This window comes from Enterococcus wangshanyuanii (assembly GCF_002197645.1).
In the GTDB taxonomy this organism is placed as follows: domain Bacteria; phylum Bacillota; class Bacilli; order Lactobacillales; family Enterococcaceae; genus Enterococcus_L; species Enterococcus_L wangshanyuanii.
In genome coordinates this window covers 2281888-2301527 of the sequence record NZ_CP021874.1, presented here as the reverse complement: position 1 = coordinate 2301527, position 19640 = coordinate 2281888, and the positions used below count along the sequence as shown (strand labels likewise).

18 protein-coding genes are annotated in these 19640 nt (G+C 39.6%); 16 read left to right on the top strand and 2 right to left on the bottom strand.

Annotated elements, in window-relative coordinates; genetic code table 11:
• The first annotated feature begins 7 nt into the window (after window positions 1-7).
• Entirely contained in the window at window positions 8-757 is a 750-nt protein-coding gene (locus CC204_RS11380; RefSeq protein ID WP_088270240.1) for a Stp1/IreP family PP2C-type Ser/Thr phosphatase, read from the top strand.
• Window positions 754-2937, top strand: a complete 2184-nt coding sequence (pknB, locus tag CC204_RS11375; protein WP_088270239.1) for a Stk1 family PASTA domain-containing Ser/Thr kinase — start codon at window positions 754-756, stop codon at window positions 2935-2937. The genes CC204_RS11380 and pknB overlap by 4 nt, the downstream gene beginning before the upstream one ends.
• A gap of 44 nt (window positions 2938-2981) precedes the next feature.
• On the opposite strand, the gene CC204_RS11370 is transcribed toward pknB, so the two are convergent.
• Window positions 2982-3965: a choloylglycine hydrolase family protein gene (locus CC204_RS11370; protein ID WP_088270238.1), complete on the bottom strand. Its 984-nt coding sequence runs from the start codon at window positions 3963-3965 to the stop codon at window positions 2982-2984.
• A gap of 194 nt (window positions 3966-4159) precedes the next feature.
• On the opposite strand from CC204_RS11370, the gene rsgA reads away from it, so the two are divergent.
• From rsgA to CC204_RS11355, 3 genes are read left to right on the top strand one after another with little or no spacing between them, the layout of a single operon-like run.
• Window positions 4160-5056, top strand: a complete 897-nt coding sequence (gene rsgA, locus CC204_RS11365) for a ribosome small subunit-dependent GTPase A (protein ID WP_088270237.1) — start codon at window positions 4160-4162, stop codon at window positions 5054-5056.
• 39 nt (window positions 5057-5095) lie between these two features.
• On the top strand, window positions 5096-5746 hold the full coding sequence (rpe, locus tag CC204_RS11360; RefSeq protein WP_088270236.1) for a ribulose-phosphate 3-epimerase: 651 nt from the start codon (window positions 5096-5098) through the stop codon (window positions 5744-5746).
• Complete coding sequence (locus CC204_RS11355; RefSeq protein WP_088270235.1) at window positions 5746-6399, top strand: thiamine diphosphokinase; 654 nt, start codon at window positions 5746-5748, stop codon at window positions 6397-6399. Before rpe ends, CC204_RS11355 begins: the two co-directional genes overlap by 1 nt.
• A 33-nt stretch (window positions 6400-6432) precedes the next feature.
• On the opposite strand, the gene rpmB is transcribed toward CC204_RS11355, so the two are convergent.
• A complete protein-coding gene (gene rpmB, locus CC204_RS11350) occupies window positions 6433-6621 on the bottom strand; it encodes a 50S ribosomal protein L28 (protein WP_010761898.1) in 189 nt (62 codons plus the stop codon).
• A 225-nt stretch (window positions 6622-6846) separates the two neighbouring features.
• Between rpmB and CC204_RS11345 the strand changes: the two genes are divergently transcribed.
• The 11 genes from CC204_RS11345 (at window position 6847) to CC204_RS11295 (ending at window position 19544) form a co-directional block, all read left to right on the top strand.
• On the top strand, window positions 6847-7380 hold the full coding sequence (locus CC204_RS11345) for a hypothetical protein (protein ID WP_088270234.1): 534 nt from the start codon (window positions 6847-6849) through the stop codon (window positions 7378-7380).
• A 282-nt stretch (window positions 7381-7662) separates the two neighbouring features.
• Window positions 7663-8025 carry an Asp23/Gls24 family envelope stress response protein gene (locus tag CC204_RS11340; protein ID WP_087641830.1) on the top strand — a complete coding sequence of 121 codons (363 nt, stop codon included), beginning with the start codon at window positions 7663-7665 and terminating at the stop codon, window positions 8023-8025.
• Between the two features lie 67 nt (window positions 8026-8092).
• Window positions 8093-9766: a DAK2 domain-containing protein gene (locus tag CC204_RS11335; RefSeq protein WP_088270233.1), complete on the top strand. Its 1674-nt coding sequence runs from the start codon at window positions 8093-8095 to the stop codon at window positions 9764-9766.
• A gap of 116 nt (window positions 9767-9882) precedes the next feature.
• Complete coding sequence (recG, locus tag CC204_RS11330) at window positions 9883-11919, top strand: ATP-dependent DNA helicase RecG (RefSeq protein WP_088270232.1); 2037 nt, start codon at window positions 9883-9885, stop codon at window positions 11917-11919.
• A gap of 397 nt (window positions 11920-12316) precedes the next feature.
• On the top strand, window positions 12317-13315 hold the full coding sequence (gene plsX, locus CC204_RS11325) for a phosphate acyltransferase PlsX (RefSeq protein WP_088270231.1): 999 nt from the start codon (window positions 12317-12319) through the stop codon (window positions 13313-13315).
• Window positions 13316-13459: 144 nt separating this feature from the next.
• Window positions 13460-13699 (top strand): acyl carrier protein, encoded by a 240-nt coding sequence (acpP, locus tag CC204_RS11320; protein WP_087641834.1) that lies wholly within the window; start codon window positions 13460-13462, stop codon window positions 13697-13699.
• Between the two features lie 203 nt (window positions 13700-13902).
• Entirely contained in the window at window positions 13903-14910 is a 1008-nt protein-coding gene (locus CC204_RS11315; RefSeq protein ID WP_088270230.1) for an ABC transporter ATP-binding protein, read from the top strand.
• Window positions 14910-15854 carry an ATP-binding cassette domain-containing protein gene (locus tag CC204_RS11310; RefSeq protein ID WP_088270229.1) on the top strand — a complete coding sequence of 315 codons (945 nt, stop codon included), beginning with the start codon at window positions 14910-14912 and terminating at the stop codon, window positions 15852-15854. Before CC204_RS11315 ends, CC204_RS11310 begins: the two co-directional genes overlap by 1 nt.
• Window positions 15854-16816, top strand: coding sequence for an oligopeptide ABC transporter permease (opp4B, locus tag CC204_RS11305; RefSeq protein ID WP_088270228.1), 963 nt, complete (start codon window positions 15854-15856; stop codon window positions 16814-16816). Before CC204_RS11310 ends, opp4B begins: the two co-directional genes overlap by 1 nt.
• A gap of 31 nt (window positions 16817-16847) precedes the next feature.
• Window positions 16848-17747 carry an ABC transporter permease gene (locus tag CC204_RS11300; protein WP_088270227.1) on the top strand — a complete coding sequence of 300 codons (900 nt, stop codon included), beginning with the start codon at window positions 16848-16850 and terminating at the stop codon, window positions 17745-17747.
• 18 nt (window positions 17748-17765) lie between these two features.
• The gene (locus tag CC204_RS11295) at window positions 17766-19544 is read left to right on the top strand and encodes an oligopeptide ABC transporter substrate-binding protein (protein ID WP_088270226.1); all 1779 of its coding nucleotides are present in this window, start codon (window positions 17766-17768) and stop codon (window positions 19542-19544) included.
• Window positions 19545-19640 lie beyond the last annotated feature (96 nt).

Genomic DNA, 19640 nt, shown 5'->3' with positions numbered 1-19640 from the left:
AAGCAGAGTGGAAATCAATTTTCAAACAGATGTCGGACGGAGACGGAATACGAACCAGGATTATGCTGGTCTATTTGAGAATCAGACGGGTCTAGCTTTAGCAATTTTGGCTGATGGAATGGGCGGTCATCAGGCTGGCGATGTCGCTAGTCAAATGGCGGTAAATAATTTAGGGGCACGCTGGCAGGAAAGTCAAATTGAAACGTCAGAAAAAGCCGCACAATGGTTGATCAAAGAAATTCAAGACGAAAACGAACTGATCTATCAAAAGGGGCAGTCTCAACCAGAATATTTAGGGATGGGAACAACGATTGTCAGCGCAGTATTATTGGATCAATCCTTTGTATTGGCGAACATCGGAGACAGCCGGGCCTATTTAGTACGGAATGATCAATTGGTTCAGCTGACAGAAGATCATTCATTAGTAAACGAATTGGTAAAATCAGGTGAAATTACTCGTGAAATGGCAGCGAATCACCCACGTAAAAATGTTTTAACTCGTTCACTAGGAATGCCTGGGACAGTTGAAGTGGATGTAACGAATCATATTTGGGTACCGGACGATTATATTTTATTGTGTTCAGATGGATTGACGAATATGGTTTCTGAAGAGGATATATTGGCAATTATACTTTCCGATCAGCCATTAAAAGAAAAGGTGTCAACGTTGATCACTCGAGCTAACGAAGCAGGCGGTGCGGATAACATTACCGTCTTGGTCATCCATTTTGACGAACAGAAGGAGGCAAACCAATGATCGAAATCGGCAGAAAATTAAATGGTCGATATCATATTATTGGCAATATCGGTAGTGGCGGAATGGCCAATGTTTTTTTAGCCCATGATTTGATCTTGGATCGTGATGTCGCAATCAAAGTATTGCGTTTTGACTTCCAAAACGATCAGGCAGCGATTCGCCGTTTCCAACGAGAGGCGTTAGCCGCTACCGAATTGGTTCATCCGAATATCGTCAGTGTGTATGATGTCGGTGAAGAGGATGGACTCCAATACTTAGTGATGGAATATGTTAAAGGGATGGATCTAAAGCGATATATCCAGACGCAATACCCAATTCCATATGCAAAAATCGTAGATATCATGGAACAAATCTTATCAGCTGTTTCTTTAGCCCATGAACATCGAATCATTCATAGAGATTTGAAACCGCAAAATATTTTGATGGACGAAAGCGGCGTGGTGAAAATCACCGATTTTGGGATCGCCATTGCCCTGACTGAAACATCGATCACACAAACCAATACGATGTTAGGCTCCGTTCATTACTTATCGCCAGAACAAGCCCGCGGCAGTATGGCGACCAATCAATCAGATGTCTATGCTGTTGGGATCATTTTATATGAAATGCTGACTGGGAATGTACCGTTTGACGGGGAGTCAGCAGTAACCATTGCGTTAAAGCATTTTCAAGAAGAAATCCCTTCTGTTAAAATGGTCGATCCGAACATTCCGCAATCACTAGAGAATGTAGTGTTGCATGCCACGGCCAAAGATCCGGCAGATCGCTATAAAACTGCAGAAGAAATGTCCCGGGATTTATATACGGTACTTGCGGCAAACCGCCTGAACGAGCCAAAGTGGGAACCTACGGGATTGATTGGTGAAACAAAAATTTTAACGCCGATCACTGATGAGATGGCGATGCCTTCAGCTTTTGCTGCGATGGAGACACCTCCAGAAGAACGAAATGAGCATGAAGAAATCGAACAACAAGAAGCAGAAGCACAAGTGAAAAAGAAGAAAAGAAGACGTAACCGTAATATCGTACTATCCATCTTGCTGTTAATCCTATTGATAGGAGGAGGCTTGTATCTTCTCAGTATGATGGGAAGCAGTAGTGAAGTCAAAATCCCAGATGTATCAGGTAAAACAGAAGCGCAAGCTAGAACGATTTTAGAAGATGCTGGTTTGAAAGTCAAAGCAGAATCGAAGCAAGTACAAAGTGATGACATCGAAGAAGGAAAAGTAGTCAAAACAAATCCTGAGATGGACTCTACAGTCAAGAAAAATCGAGAAGTCGAGCTCTACATCAGCTCTGGAAATAAGAAAATCAAGCTAGTTGACGTGACAGGCGAAAGTTACAAAGATGCCATCGAAAAGCTAGGTGAACAAGGGTTTAAAGAAAATCAAATCAAGATCACTAGAGAGACAGATACTGACGTAGATGAGGACGAAGTTATCAGTCAGTCGCCGGAAGCTGGTGAAGAAGTCGATCCGAAAACAGATGAAGTGACATTAGTCGTTAGTGAAGGGCCGGAAGATGTTTATCTGGCAGATTATGCAAGTCTAGGCTACAGCTATGATAGTGCTGTTGCAGAATTGTTGAGTTACGGCATCAAATCAAATCAGATCACGCGTGTGGATAAGGCCAGTGATACAGTAGAAAAAGGTTTTGTTATGGAACAAAATCCAGCAGCTGGTAATCCATTTAATCCGAAAAAAGGCAAAATCACCTTAGTGGTCAGCTCTGGACCGGATAAAACGACACAAACAAGCTCATCTGAATCAAGTAAAATTTCTTTAGGTAATTACGAAGGTCGTTCTTACAACAATGTAGTGGCTGACTTAGTCGCACTTGGAATCAAGTATGAGCAAGTTGACGAAGCAAGCGATACAGTAGAAGAAGGCGTCGTTATTTCGCAAGAACCTAAGTCAGGAGCTTCGTTTGATACTAAAAGCGATAAAGTTATTTTACGTGTAAGTTCAGGTCGTGGAAACGGGACGGTGCCAGATGTCAGTGGTTTGACTGCTGCTGAGGCTAAAGCAAAGATCGAAAGCAGCGGGTTTGTTTACGTAACCGGCTCTGGAGATGAAGCAAAAGGAAAAGCGATCAGCACGTCGCCAGGTTCAGGTGGTACACTGAAAAAAGGCGATTCAGTTACTGTGAATTATGAAGCGGCAAGTGACGAAAATAGCTAAAATAAAAATGAAGCAACCTCTTTTTAGAGAATTGCTTCATTTTTTTAGTTTAAAGAAGTGGCTTTAAATGTCGCTTCAATACCAAATTCCGTCGGTTCGTTTGCTGTCAAAAGTTCCTCATTCAACGTAACTGAAAATACGTCTTGGGTATTGTAAGGATTTAAATAGTAGATCAGATCATCAACATCCATCACAGCTCTATATTGAGTATAGTCAACAGCTCCGTCATTTTTAATATTGACTCCTTTTGGAATCGTCACATTATCTAAAATATGGAAAACAGCGTTAACAGCATCTCCTGTCGTTTGGCCTTTTTCAGTCAAGTGGCGCGTATAGACTGTTCGAGCAAAGCGTTCAGGTGAAGTGTAACCACCAGGCAACCCAAAAGTCCCTGAACCTTGTCCAAAAGGTTTAAGCTCATAACCATCGATAGAAATCGTTGAATTATTTGTTGGTTTGATAAAAATATAATTGTTTAGATTTTTCAAATGCCATTCAAATTCAGGGCTGTTGGTCATTACGCCGATTGGGTTATCTTTGATTTCGATCGCTCCGCTATTTGTTTCCACGACCACTGATTTTCCTGTTCGATCGGTAATAATAAAATGTAACGGAACGGTGATTCCTAAAAGTGAGACAGGTGCATTCACAAGGACGATTTCATCTATACGTTGCTCTAACTCATCGATAGTTGCGATTTCGCCAAGAACCCAAAGGATAAATTCGTGTGGAGCAAGATTTAATTTTCCTTCAACAGGTTCAGGTAGGTATTTTGCTTCGTCCAAAAAATAAAGCTCAGCAATTGAAAGTCCTTTTTCATTTACACCATCTGCAAAAAAATATTCTTCTAGCTTACGACCAGTGCCTACAAACCCGTAAGTTGAATGTTGTATTTGTCCAAAGTGTGTTGTCCATGTGTGCTCTCTAGGCATGACGATCGGTCTTCCATCAAGCTCAAAGCCAAAATCCATCGTTCTAGCTAAGAAATGATTTTTTTGAGTTGATTCAAAAGTTAAACTTGTGCACATATTTTTCCCCTCCAGCATAATTATTAACAAGTCGATTATACAATGAATCTAGGATATTGTATGTCTGTAAACACTTTGGAAGTAAAAAGAAACCATTCTTAAGTAATGGATGATCCTATTCAGCTGTTTGAATAGGAGAAGAAGTTCAATAACTTTTGGGAATGTGGTAAAATGAAACCAACAAAAACAAGGAGGTGGCATTTCTGAAAGGTCAAATCAGAAAAGCGTTAAGCGGCTTTTATTACATTTATGCTGACGGTCAAACATTCCAAACAAGAGCACGAGGCAACTTTCGGAATCGCAAAATCACACCATTAGTCGGTGATGAGGTCATGTTTGAAAGTGATAACCTGATCGACGGCTATCTGCTGGAAGTTTACCCAAGACACAATGAGCTAGTGCGTCCTCCCATTGCAAACGTGGATTTAGGAGTGATCGTCATGAGTATGGTGGAACCGAACTTCTCTTATAATTTACTCGATCGTTTTCTGGTAACGCTGGAAGAAAAAGAAATCACGCCAATCATCTATTTGACGAAAATCGATTTATTGACTGGAGAAGAAGCAGTCAATGTTGCCGATGTTCAGCGAGTATACGGTGCACTCTATTCAGTGATCGCCGCCACCAGTGTAGGAGATGAGGAAGCCGTTCGCGAGTTGGAGCAGTATTTTCCAGAACGTCTGACTGTGTTTATGGGACAATCGGGTGCAGGGAAATCAACGTTGCTGAATAAGATTTCTCCAGACTTACAGTTAGCAACAAATGAAATTTCTGAAGCATTGGGACGAGGAAAGCATACGACGCGCCACGTAGAACTTTTACCATTATTTGATGGATTAGTTGCTGATACTCCAGGTTTTAGTTCAATTGACTTTTTAGAAATGGAAACAACCGAGCTGCCAAAACAATTTCCTGAATTTGTCGAAGTAGCACATCTATGTAAGTTTCGTGAATGCATGCATCGAAAAGAACCTGGCTGTGAGGTAAAGGCACTTGTGGAAACGGGTGAGATCGCGCAGACGCGTTATGACAATTATCTCCAGTTTTTATCAGAGATCGAGAATCGCAAACCAATCTATAAAAAGAAATAACCATATCACTTAGTTAGAAAATGAGGGAGGACTTTTTTTATGAAATTAGCACCATCGATTTTAAGCGCAGATTTTGCAAATTTGGAAAGAGATATTCAATTGGTTGAGAAATTAGGTGCAGACTATATCCATGTGGATGTGATGGATGGGCAATTTGTTCCTAATATCACTTTAGGCCCAAATGTAGTTTCTGCGATCCGTCCAACTACGAAATTGCCGTTGGATGTTCATTTAATGATCGTTCAACCAGAAAATTACATTGAAGAATTTGCTAAAGCTGGTGCAGACATTATCACGGTTCATCAAGAATCGACACCTCATATTCATCGTGCTGTCCAAATGATCAAAGCATCAGGTGTAAAAGCTGGAGTCGTGATTAATCCTGGAACGCCATTATCAGCAATTGAATATGTGTTGGATTTAGTAGATCAAGTCTTGATCATGACGGTAAATCCGGGATTTGGCGGTCAAAGCTTTATTGAAAGTTCATTAGATAAAATTGCCCAACTGAAAGAATGGAAAGATACTAAAGGTTATGCGTATGATATTGAGGTCGATGGCGGAATCGAGCCGGAAACAGCAAAACGCTGTAAAGAAGCAGGTGCTAATGTTTTTGTTGCGGGATCATATATTTATAATTCTGAGAGTCCAAAAGATAGAATTGCTGCGTTGAGAGCTGTGCTGGATTAATGGAAATACTACTTGTGGCTGGCGGCTCGCCGGAAGAATGGCCGCAGTTTTCGATCGATCAGTTTGATTTTATCATAGGCATCGATCGTGGTAGTTTGTATAGCTTGGAGCGTGGTTGGAAACTAGATTTAGCTGTGGGCGATTTCGATTCGTTAAGGCTGGAAGAATTTGAACGTGTAAAAAAAGAAGTGAAAGAAATTGAACAGGCACAAGCTGAAAAGGATTTTACAGATACTCAGCTAGCGTTGATGAAGGCGTTTGAAAAATTTCCTGAGGCGGAAATAACGATCATTGGGGCTACAGGAGGTAGAGCAGATCATTTTCTTTCAAATCTTTGGTTGCCGTTAGAACCGCAATTTCAAGCGTTTGCTTCGCAAATTCAGTTGAAGGATCGGCAAAATAGCATTACGTATTACGGTCCTGGAAGCTATTCGATTACAAAAGAAGTTGGAATGACGTACCTCGCTTATTGTTGTTTGACGCCAGTCAATAACTTAACATTGACAGAAAGCAAATATACTTTGGATCATGTAGATGTCCCGATACCGACGTCTTACGCCAGCAATGAATTTGTTAGCAACAGCGCATCGTTTTCATTTGATTCAGGGATGATCGCTGTGATTCAAAGCCGTGATCTAAATAAAAAAAGCTGAACGGAAACGTTCAGCTTTTTGCATTATTTTTTATTAAACACGCTCGATTTTACCAGATTTCAAAGCACGAGTTGACACCCAAACTTTTTTAGGTTTACCGTCTATTAATACACGAACTTTTTGCAAGTTAGGTTTAACAGTACGTTTAGTAGCGTTCATTGCATGTGAGCGGTTATTGCCGCTGCTTGTCTTACGACCAGTAAAGTAACATACTTTTGCCATTTTTAGTTTCCTCCTTTGCTTTGATCTCGGAGCGATAGTTTTCAGCTCATACTAACTTAATTTATCATAGAAAGCAGTTTTTTGCAAGTAGATTTTTAGATAGGGTGAAAAAATTAAGCTTACAAAAAACTAGTGATTTTTGTAAACTAAAATGTTCTATTTGTTTTGAATTTATATTGACTTATGATTTTGTGTTTTGTATTATAGCTTTTAGGAGGTGTTAAGATGTCTAAAAGTAGTAAAAAAATAGCTATATCCATATTGGTGATCGTGTTGACCGCATTGTTCACTTTTGAATTCAAGACAGAAGTACAAGCAAGCTCTGTTACTGAAGGAAAGTATGAGTTACTGGATGCAGATGCTTATTCTGAAATTATTTATTCTGATATATCAGGTAAGAAGACGTATGCTGGGAATATTACTGATTTTAATCTGGCGCTTGGTCAGGCTCAAAACAGTGTAACTTTGGCGTATTCGATCGGCGAAGATTCGTTTGTATTTGAAGGTACGCTGTATTCAGCATTAGCAAACGGCAATAGCCGTTGGTATGTACTGGATACAATGAATGGCAAGAAGTCAGCGATCACAATGACGTTACTTATAGCTAAAGAAACTAAGAATCCATATATTCCTTCTTTAGTAAATGAGCAAGAGACTTACAAGCTTATTCTATCTTCAGGCGCTGCAGATATCAGTAATTTCTTTGAAGCAGGAATTCGTCCGAAACTACAAACAAGAATTGCTTACAAAGAAAATTAGTTCAATCAATAATAGGAATTAGAAAATAAAATCAATGATTCGTTCACTGGACGAGTCGTTGATTTTATTTTTTTTACGATAAACAACTGTTTGTTTGGCTAGCGAGATTGAAGAAATGTGTTTGACATTTCTTGACAAACAATGTAAATTGTACAATTATTGGTAAATTTGATGAGACACTCTATAATATTCTAATTAACTTCCTTTTCATTAAGGGGTTGCTATGTTAAAATATTATAGAAGAAAATAGGGCAATTATGCTCTCTAAGGAGGCTTTCATCAATGGCTGTAAAAATAAAAACACCAGCAGGCACCATTGAGATTACCAATGAGGTTATCGCTACTGTAGTTGGCGGAGCTGCGACAGATATCTACGGAATCGTCGGGATGGCTAGTAAAAACCAAATCAAAGATAATTTAAATGGCATTTTGCGCAAAGAGAATTTCTCTAAAGGTGTAGTCGTACGTCAAGAAGAAAATGGCGTTGCGGTCGACGTATATACAATCGTAAGTTATGGAACAAAGATTTCAGAAGTTTCTCGAAATGTACAAGAAAAAGTCAAATACAACCTTGAGACATTACTTGGTGTCACTGCTAATTCTGTCAACGTTTTTGTACAAGGTGTTCGTGTGTTGCCTGACTAGGCAGCCGACTGTTAAATAGAAGAAATACTTTTCGTCTATTAGCAGCAATCTAAAGGAGGATTTTTAGGTGAATGTAACAGAAATCAGTGCAAGTCAGTTCCAAGAAATGGTTCAGGCTGGTGCGAGTCGTCTGCATGTCAATGCAGAGTATGTCAACTCATTGAATGTTTTCCCTGTGCCGGATGGTGATACAGGAACAAATATGAATTTATCCATGACAAGTGGAGCAAAAGCTGTAGCAGATTCTCGTTCTGAAAAAGTTGGAGAACTAACAACAGTCCTTTCAAAAGGATTATTGATGGGCGCTAGAGGAAACTCTGGGGTTATTTTATCGCAATTATTCCGTGGTTTTTCTAAACAAATTCCAGACGTTGTTACGCTGAATGCACAAGACTTAGCCGCAGCGTTTACTCATGGGGTAGAAACAGCTTATAAAGCTGTAATGAAACCTGTAGAAGGAACAATTTTGACTGTTTCTCGTGAAGCGGCTCGTTCAGGTGAACGTAAAGCAAAAGAAACAGATGATTGTATTGAAGTGATGGAAGCTGTCGTTAAAGGTGCTAAACGCGCTTTAGCTAAAACACCAGATCTTTTACCAGTGTTAAAAGAAGTCGGCGTTGTAGACAGCGGAGGTCAAGGATTACTATTTATCTATGAAGGATTCTTAGAAGCTTTATCCGGCAATTTCTTAGCAACAGAAGTCTATGAACCATCACCAGGCGAAATGGACGAAATGGTCAATGCGGAGCATCACCGCGGTGTTAGCGGACATGTTGCCACAGAAGATATCAAATTCGGTTATTGTACAGAAATCATGGTACAAATCGGTGAAGGACCAACTGTAGATAGTGACTTCGACTATGACACATTCAGAAATTACCTGAACGAACTAGGCGACTCTTTACTGGTTGTCAATGACGATGAAATCATCAAAGTGCACGTGCATACCGAACACCCTGGTGAAGTAATGAACTACGGACAAAAATTCGGTTCACTTGTTAAAATCAAAGTCGACAACATGCGCTTACAGCATGAAACGTTGGTTGAGCATGATGCACAAGCAGCAGTTGCACCCAAAGCGCGTGTTCCTTACGCAGTGATTGCGATCGCAGCTGGAGAAGGCGTTCAGGAATTATTCCGCAGCTTAGGAGCAAGCTATATCATCAGCGGCGGCCAAACAATGAACCCAAGTACAGAAGACATCTTGAAAGCAGTGAAAGAAGTCAATGCGGATCAAGTGATCATTTTACCAAATAATAAAAATATCTTCATGGCAGCTGATCAAGCAGCAGAAGTAGCAGATATTCCTGTAGCCGTTGTCCCTACAAAGACAATTTCTCAAGGAATGACAGCGATGCTTGCTTTCAATGATCAACAATCACTAGAAGAAAATAAAGCAACGATGACAGAAATGATCGAAAGTGTTGTTAGCGGTCAGGTTACGACAGCTGTACGTGATACAACGATCGATAACGTTGAAATCAAAAAAGATGACTATCTAGGAATGATCGACGGAAAAATCGTCGTTTCTGAACCAGACATGGCTAAAGCATCATTGGATACATTAAAACGCATGATCGACGAAGAGACTGAAATCGTGACGATCATTGTTGGTGAAGGTGGTACAATGAAAGAAGCAGAGCAATTTGCAGAAGCATTGACTACTGAATTTGAAGATCTGGAAACAGAGCTTCATGAAGGCGGCCAACCGGTTTATCCATACTTGTTTTCAGCTGAATAATTAAGCAATCTAAAAGCCAAACACTTGCTGTTTGGCTTTTTTTATAGGGGTAAAAATGCTATATTAATAACAATGAAGAAAAAATTCGTATTTTAAAGCTGAGAGGAGGAACGTAAGTGGATTTATCAGATGATATCAGTGTTTTATCGGGCGTAGGACCAAAACGTGCGGAAAATTTAAAAGAGCTGGGTATCCAAACGATCGAAGATCTGCTGACCTACTATCCTTTTCGTTATGAAGACATTCAGGAAAAAGAGTTAAATGAGATTCAAGACCAAGAAAAAGTCACACTTAAAGGTCTCGTTGTTTCTGAGCCGGTCGTTAGCCGATACGGCTATAAAAAAAGTCGACTGATGTTTCGGATGATGCAGGACCATGCGGTGATCAACGTTTCCTTTTTTAATCAACCTTACTTAAAAGACAAAATCGTGATGTCAGAAGAAATTGCCGTGTATGGAAAATGGGATGCAAAAAGAAAATCGTTGAATGGTATGAAAATCTTAGCTGCCAAAAATGATGGGGAAGATTTTGCACCGATTTACCATGTAAATAAAAAGGTACGTCAAAGCAGTTTGATCCAGCTTATTCGTGCTGGCTTTGATAGCTATGGAGACCTGATTCAAGAAATTTTGCCGGAAGAGCTATTAGAGAAATATCGCTTGATTTCAAGAAAAGAAGCGATATTTGCAATGCATTTTCCGAGTGACCCACAAGAAAGTCATCAAGCAAAACGACGAGTTGTTTTCGAAGAATTCTTTTTCTTCCAGCTAAAAATGCAAGGCTTGAAACGGCAGGAAAAGGCTGAGAAAAACGGTATGAGTATTCAGTATGATGTCGAGCGCTTGAAAGAATTCACTAAGAAGCTTCCATTTGAATTGACAGCTGCACAAAAAAAAGTGACGAATGAAATTTGTCGGGATCTGATGAGTTCCAATCACATGCAGCGTTTACTACAAGGGGACGTTGGAAGCGGAAAAACAGTCGTTGCAGCAATCGCTCTGTACGCAACGATGACGGCTGGTTTTCAAGGTGCATTGATGGTACCGACTGAAATTTTAGCGCAACAGCATATGGAAAGTCTCCAACAACTATACGATCCGTTAGAAGTACGCACGGCATTACTGACAGGTTCGACAAAGACAAAAGAGCGACGTGAAATTTTGGCACAATTAGCAACAGGAGAAATCGATATAATCATAGGAACACATGCCTTGATCCAAGAAGATGTTGTTTTTCATCGTTTGGGCTTGGTTATTACCGATGAGCAGCATCGTTTTGGTGTGAATCAGCGGCGGATACTTAGAGAGAAAGGGTTGAAGCCTGATGTCTTGTTTATGACAGCAACGCCAATTCCAAGAACCTTGGCGATCACCGCTTTTGGTGAAATGGATGTGTCGATCATTGATGAAATGCCAGCAGGTAGAATCCCGATCGAAACACGCTGGATTCGTCCCCCACAATTGGATACTGTGCTTGAATGGATGCAAAAAGAATTAGCGCGCGGGCATCAAGCGTATGTGATTTGTCCGCTGATCGAAGAGTCAGAGGCGTTAGATGTTAAAAATGCAACGGAAATTTTTGAGCATATGTCTGCCTTTTTCAATCCAGATTATCAGGTAGGCTTGCTTCATGGGAAAATGAAAAATCAGGAAAAAGATGAGATCATGCAAGAATTTAAAGAAAATAGTCTGCAGTTACTTGTTTCGACAACTGTGATCGAGGTCGGAGTCAATGTTCCAAATGCTACAGTCATGCTGATCATGGATGCGGACCGTTTTGGTTTAGCACAATTACATCAACTGCGTGGTCGAGTGGGCCGTGGCTCAGATGCCTCGTATTGTATTTTAGTGGCGAATCCCAAGAATGAGATGGGCGTTGAGCGAATGAAAATCATGACAGAAACAGATAATGGTTTCGTATTGAGTGAAAAGGATTTAGAATTACGTGGCCCGGGAGAAGTTTTTGGTGCAAGACAATCTGGGATTCCGCAGTTTGCGGTTGGGGATATCGTGACGGATTTCAACATTTTGGAAGTTGCGCGGCAGGAAGCCAGTGAGATTTGGAAGAAAGAGCAGTGGTGGCTTTTGCCGGAATATAGTGGAGCAGCAGAAAAGATCAAGCCTCATGAAGCGGAACACCAGTTTTTTGATTAGAATTGTTTAGATAGATGAGCTGAATTGAACTTCAATAAATAGAAAAAGATAAAGAGCATCTTTCCATCATTTTCCTAATTTGTTTGAGGTTTAAGCGGTTTGCTCCGCTTTTCTTGATCTAGCTGTACGAACCAGTCCCTCGGAAAAAAGATAAATAATGAGTGAGACAAAGAGAGTCTCACTCCTCATTTCCTATTTTTCAGTCGAGACTAAACGGGCTCGCTCCGCTTTTCTTGATCCAGCTGCACAAAGCAACTCTCAAGGAAAATAGACAATCTGTCAATGAAACAAAGAGCGTTTCAGTGTCAGATTCCTAATTTTCATGAGAGTTAGACGCTTTGTTCCGCTTTTCTATATGTTATACTACTTATTGTACTTATCTAGGAGGGACTATTTTATGAAGATTGCTGTTGATGCAATGGGAGGCGATCATGCACCTCAGGCTATTGTTGAGGGTGTTATGCTGGCTAAACAGGATTTTCCTGATATTGAGTTTTTACTTTATGGGAAAGAAACTGAAATTAAAAAATATGTGACAGATGAAACGAATATTACGATCATTCATACGGATGAAAAAATCAGTAGTGATGATGAACCGGTCAAGGCAATTCGTCGTAAGAAAACAGCATCGATGGTTTTAGCTGCGCAGGCAGTGAAAAATGGAGAAGCAGATGCGATTTTTTCAGCTGGGAATACTGGAGCGTTGTTAGCTGCAGGATTATTCATTGTTGGACGAATCAAAAATGTTGAGCGACCTGGTTTGATGTCGACCCTACCTGTTATGGGTCAGGCAGATGGCGGATTTGATATGCTAGACTTAGGCGCAAATGCTGATAATAAACCAGAACATTTAGTTCAATATGCCGTGCTAGGCTCGTTCTATGCAGAAAAAGTAAGAAACGTGAAAAATCCTCGCGTTGCTCTTTTAAACAATGGCACAGAAGAGACAAAAGGTAGTGAATTAACGAAGAAAGCCTATGAGTTGCTTTCAGAAGAATCAGGAATCAATTTCATCGGTAATGTCGAAGCACGCGATTTATTGAGTGGAGCGGCAGATGTCGTCGTTACAGATGGATTTACAGGAAATGCTGTCCTGAAATCTATTGAAGGAACTGCTCTAAACATGATGAATCTGTTGAAAACCTCTATTTTAGCAGAAGGTGTCAAAGGAAAAATGGGTGCTTTGCTTCTAAAAAATGCCTTACGTGGAATGAAAAATGAAATGGATTACTCTAAACATGGCGGAGCAGTACTTTTTGGCCTAAAAGCACCTGTGATCAAAACACATGGCTCAACAGGACCAGAAGCCGTTCGTTACACGATCCGTCAAATTCATACAATGCTGAAAACAGAGGTTGTGCCGCAGCTTGTCAGCTACTATGAAACTAAGGAATAAGGGTTTCCGCAACCAGATTGCAACCGTTTTGTAATGAAATTGCAAAAAAAAGATGGACAAATCGATCATTTGTGAGTACAATGTATCATAGCGTTTAACGCTAAAAGCAAAACGTTGTTCAGAACCAGTGGAGGTGAATACAAGTTGACTCGTGAAGAAGTATTGGAAAAAGTAGCGAAGATTATCTCAAACCACTTTGATATTGAAGCTGAAAAAGTGACAGATCAATTAAACATTAAAGATGACTTGAATGCAGATTCTATTAGTGTAATGGAATTTGTTTTAGAGCTTGAAGATGAGTTTGGTACAGAAATTTCGGATGAAGATGCAGAGCAAATTGAAACAGTTGGTGCCGCTGTAGATTATATTATGAATCACTTATAAGAACTAGAAAATGAAAGAGAAGCAAGACGATCAATCGTTTTGCTTCTCTTTTTTGTCGTGTAACTACTTATTTTAATCAAAATGTTGCATTTCTACTAATAGTTATATACAATTGGTTAAAAAGATTACAGGAAGATTAAAAAAATCTTTCATATGTAATTGATGGGGATTTTAAAGTATGAAATATAGAGGAGTGTACACATGTGAGTAAGGAAAATCAACTATTAGACGTTCAGCATCTGCATACTGGTTTTCGTTTAAAGGACGAATATTATGATGCAGTGGATGATGTGTCATTTGAGTTAGGGACAAATGAAATCTTAGCGATCGTTGGCGAATCAGGTTGCGGAAAAAGTACCTTAGCTACAACGATCATGGGGCTGCATGATGCGAATAATACTCGTGTCAGTGGAGAGATTCTATATAAAGATTTGAATTTGACGACCTTTAATGAGCAGCTATACAACAAAATTCGTGGAAATGACATTGGTATGATTTTCCAAGACCCATTATCGGCACTTAATCCTTTGATGCGGATCGAAGACCAAATCAAGGAGAGTCTGACATATCACACGGATATGACTGCAGAGCAAAAGCAAGCGCGGGTGCTTGAATTGCTTGTGCAGGTTGGAATACCTAATCCTGAGCGAGTAGGAAAGCAATATCCCCATGAGCTTTCTGGCGGCATGCGTCAACGTGTGATCATTGCAATCGCGATTGCATGTAAACCTGCGATCATTATTGCAGATGAGCCGACAACTGCATTAGATGTGACGATTCAGGCTCAAATTTTAGATCTTTTGAAAGATTTACAAGAAGAAACAGGTTCTGGCATTATTTTGATTACACATGACTTAGGTGTCGTAGCTGAGATGGCAGATAAAGTTGCGGTGATGTATGCGGGACAATTTGTGGAAGTGGCTTCTGCAAAAGAGCTGTTTGATAACCCGAAGCATCCATATACTCGTTCATTGCTGCAGTCGATTCCTCAAGAGGACTCAAAAAATAGCCAATTACATGTGATTGAAGGGGTTGTTCCTTCATTGAGCAAATTACCGAGGACAGGATGCCGTTTTGCACCTAGAATCCCGTGGATACCGGAAGCGGCACATGAAGAAACACCTGTTTTACATGAGGTGGCAGAGAATCATTTCGTTCGTTGTACCTGTTATCAGCATTTTCAATTTAGAGATGAACAGGAGGAAATGTAATGGCAGAAATTATTCAAATCAAAGACCTGAAAGTTCATTATCCCATTCGCAGCGGCTTCTTTAATCGAGTGACAGATCATGTCTTAGCAGTTGACGGGGTTGATTTTATTATTGAAAAAGGCAAAACATATGGTCTGGTAGGTGAATCAGGTTCTGGAAAATCGACGACAGGCAAAGCGATCATCGGTTTGGAAAAAATCACCAGTGGCAGCATCCTTTATCAAAATCAAGAAGTAACACAGGCAAGAACACGAAAAGCAATGAAATACAACAAAGATGTCCAGATGATTTTTCAAGACTCTATGTCCAGTTTAAATCCTAAGAAGCGAGTCTTGGATATTATTGCGGAACCGATTCGTAATTTTGAACGGTTAAGTGATCAAGAAGAGAAAAAGAAAGTCAAAGGATTACTGGATATCGTTGGAATGCCTGAAGATGCATTGTACAAATACCCACATGAATTTTCAGGAGGTCAACGGCAACGTTTAGGTGTAGCTCGGGCAGTTGCTACGAATCCTAAGTTGATCATTGCAGATGAGCCTGTCTCGGCACTGGATTTGTCTGTTCAAGCACAAGTTCTGAATTTTATGAAAAATATTCAAGAAGAATATGGATTGAGTTATTTGTTTATTTCTCACGACCTAGGTGTTGTAAAGCATATGTGCGACAATATTGCGATCATGTATAAAGGACGGTTTGTAGAAATCGGGACTCGTGAAGATATCTATAATGATCCAAAGCATATTTACACCAAACGATTACTGTCTGCAATTCCTAAAATCGATGTTGCACATCGAGAAGCGCACAAGGCGGAGCGTCGCAAAGTAGAACAGGAATATATCGCTCGTCAAAGTGAATATTATGATGAAAACGGTCGTGTTTATGATTTACGTAAAATCAGTCCAACACATCAAGTGGCGTTAAAAGATGGAGGTGCAGAGTAATGTGGAAAACAATTTTACGACGAGTACTTTTCATGATTCCTCAAATCCTGATTTTGAGTGTGCTGATTTTTATCCTTGCTAAAATGATGCCGGGCGATCCGTTTACTGGACTAATCAATCCAAACACAGATCCAGCTGTCATTGAAAAAATGAGGGAAGCCGCTGGATTGAATGATCCATGGACTACGCAGTATGTTCGTTGGATCGGGAATGTTTTCCATGGTGATTTTGGAGAGAGTTTCATTTTTAAATTACCAGTAGCAACTTTGATCGGTAATCGTGCAGTCAATACGATTCTTTTGTCATTATTGACCGTTGTGATCATGTACGCGATCGCTTTACCCCTAGGTGTTCTGTCTGGTCGCTATCAAAATTCGATTTTAGATAAATTTGTTGTTATCTATAATTTTATTAGCTTTGCTGTACCTCCGTTTATTTTTGCACTTGTGATGTTGTTTATTTTTGGGTATCGTCTGGATTGGTTTCCGACAACAGGTTCTGTTTCAAGTGGTGTTGATTCAGGGACAGTAGGCTATGTCTGGGATCGCTTCTATCATTTGATATTACCGGCGCTCTCTCAGGCTTTATTAGGGACAGCGATCACGATTCAATATTTACGTAATGAAGTGATCGATTCGCAATCATTGGACTATGTACGGACAGCTCGTTCCAAAGGTGTACCTACCAATAAAGTCTATACTCGACATATTTTTAGAAATGCTTCTTTGCCTATTGTTTCTCAATTAAGTTATGAAATTACAGCCTTGATCAGCGGATCAGTTGTTATTGAGCGGATTTTCGGGTATCCGGGTATAGGTAAGTTGTTTATTGATTCGATCGGTCAACGGGACTATGCAGTAATTACCTCCTTAGTATTGATTTTAGGTGTTGCGACGCTTATCGGGAATCTGGTTTCAGATATCGTGATGAGTATTGTAGATCCGCGAATTCGGGTGCAGTAAAAATCAATTTTAAGGAAAGGATGAAAATAAAATGGAAAAAGATGAACAAGTAACAGTAATTACTGAACAAATTCCTCCGATGGGCTTTCGCATGATCGCAAGAGAATTTAAAAAAGATAAATTGGCTATATTTTCACTGACATTATTGATCATTATTTTAATGGTTGTTTTTATCGGTGCACTCATGACTGATCAAGATAAAGTAATGACCGTTAGTATTTTAGATAAATATGCTGAACCAGGCGGAAAATTTTTATTAGGAGCAGACGAAGGTGGTCGTGATGTATTCGGACAGCTGATCATCGGCGCTCGCAACTCGGTTGTGATCGGATTTGCAATCACGATCATCACGTCGATCATTGGAGTCGGAATCGGGATTGTTTCTGGTTATTATGGTGGTTTCTTTGATAACGCTGTGATGAGGATCGTAGATTTTATTATGATTTTACCGATCATGATGATCATCATTGTATTTGTTACGATAATCCCTAAATATAATGTGTGGTCGTTTATTTGGATTATGAGTGCTTTTTATTGGGTTGCAAAAGCTAGGTTATTTAGAAGTAAAACATTATCAGAAGTTCGCAGAGACTACGTTAGTGCCTCTAAAACGTTAGGCACAAGCGACTTCAAAATTATGTTTCGTGAGATCATGCCGAATCTAAGCTCATTGATCATTACGAATTTGACGATCAACTTTGCAGCGAATATCGGTATTGAAACGACATTGACTTTCTTAGGTTTTGGTTTGCCAACCAATGTTCCTAGTTTAGGGACTTTGATCGGCTATGCTAGTAATGGAGATGTTTTGGCTAACAAAACATGGATTTGGGTACCTGCATCAGTGCTGATTTTAGTAATGATGTTATGTATAAATTATATTGGTCAAGCGTTTAAGCGTTCAGCGGATGCCAGACAACGTTTGGGCTAAAAATGAGGAGGAAAAAGTGTGAGAAACAAGAAATTAGTGGGATTACTTACAGTAACGGCAGCTTTAACAATGACATTAACTGCGTGTGATGGTAGTAAAAAATCTGATTCAGGGAATAAGAACGTTGAAACAGAAGATATCAGTAAATTTACAATGGCAGTTAAAAACGATCAGGATCCAATCAAAGGCGGAACATTGGATGTTGCAGTTGCGTCAGATACGCAGTTTAAGGGACTATTTTCAGAAGTCTATTATCAAGATGCTTACGATAATTATTACATGAGACCATCTCATGAAGGACTATTCTCCTATGATAAAGACTTTGTTATTACTGAAGATGGGGCAGCGACGTTAGATTTGGATGTTGATGATAAAAAAGCGACAATTACATTGAAGGATGACATTAAGTGGTCAGATGGTGAACCCGTAACAGCGGATGATCTGATCTATCCTTATGAAGTGATTGGGAACAAAGAATATACTGGTATTCGCTATGATGACAATTTTACCAATATAGTCGGAATGGATGAGTATCATGATGGTAAAGTAGATGCGATTTCTGGAATCAAGAAAATCGATGATCAAACAGTTGAAGTGACTTATAAAGAAATGAATCCGGGGATGTTGCAATTAGACGGTGGTGTTTATACAAGTGCGATGCCAAAACATATCTTTAAAGATATACCGATCAAAGACCAAGAAAAAAGTGATGCGGTCCGTAAAAATCCTGTAACATTCGGTCCATACTATATGAGTAAAATTGTAACGGGTGAATCTGTAGAGTATTTACCAAATGAACATTATTATAAAGGAAAACCTAAATTAGAGAAAATCGTGTTCACAAATGTGCCGACAGCTTCGATCGTTGAAGCACTGAAAGCGAAAAAATATGACATGGTTTACTCAATGCCGACAGATAACTTCCCGACATATAAAGATACGGAAGATTATCAAATGCTGGGTCGTGAAGAGTTAGCGTATACCTATATTGGGTTCAAATTAGGAACATACGATAAAGATAAAGGTGAATCCGTTTTAAACCCTGATGCAAAAATGGCTGATGTGAATTTACGCCAAGCAATGGGCTATGCGGTAGATAATGATGCGATCGGACAAAAATTCTATAACGGCTTGCGTTCAGGAGCAACAACGCTGATTCCACCAATTTTTAAAACATTGCACAATTCTGATATCAAAGGGTACCAATACGATTTAGAAAAAGCTAAAAAACTTTTGGATGATGCAGGTTACAAGGATACAGATGATGATGGACTGAGAGAAGATCCTGATGGGGAAAAATTAACAATCAACTTTGCTTCAATGGCAGGTGGGGAAACGGCTCAACCATTAGCTGATTACTATCTACAACAATGGAAAGAAATTGGTTTAGATGTGAAGCTGGCAACGGGTCGTTTGATCGATTTCCAAGCATTCTATGATAAGGTCAAAAATGATGATCCGGAGATCGATGTATTCCAAGCCGCTTGGAGTGTAAGCAGTGCGCCTTCACCAGCTGGCTTATACAGTAGAAGTGCTGCTTTTAACTATTCACGTTTTGTTTCAGAAGAAAATGATAAGCTGTTGAGTGCAATTGATTCAAAGGAATCATTTGATGATGAAAAACGTAAAGAAGCGTATGATGCGTGGCAAGAGTATATGTTTGAACAAGCACCAGTTATTCCGACATTATATAGAAACGAAATCATGCCAGTAAATAATCGCGTAAAATCCTTTACTTGGAATTATGAAGATACAAGAGATTATTATAACATCGAGCTCACAGCTGAAAAGCGCTAAAGAGTAACTAGTAGGGATGAACAGAGTTGGTTTATGGCTTTGTTTGTCCTATTAGTCTTTAGTTACACAGATAAATGGTCCACAGTGTAGTCATTC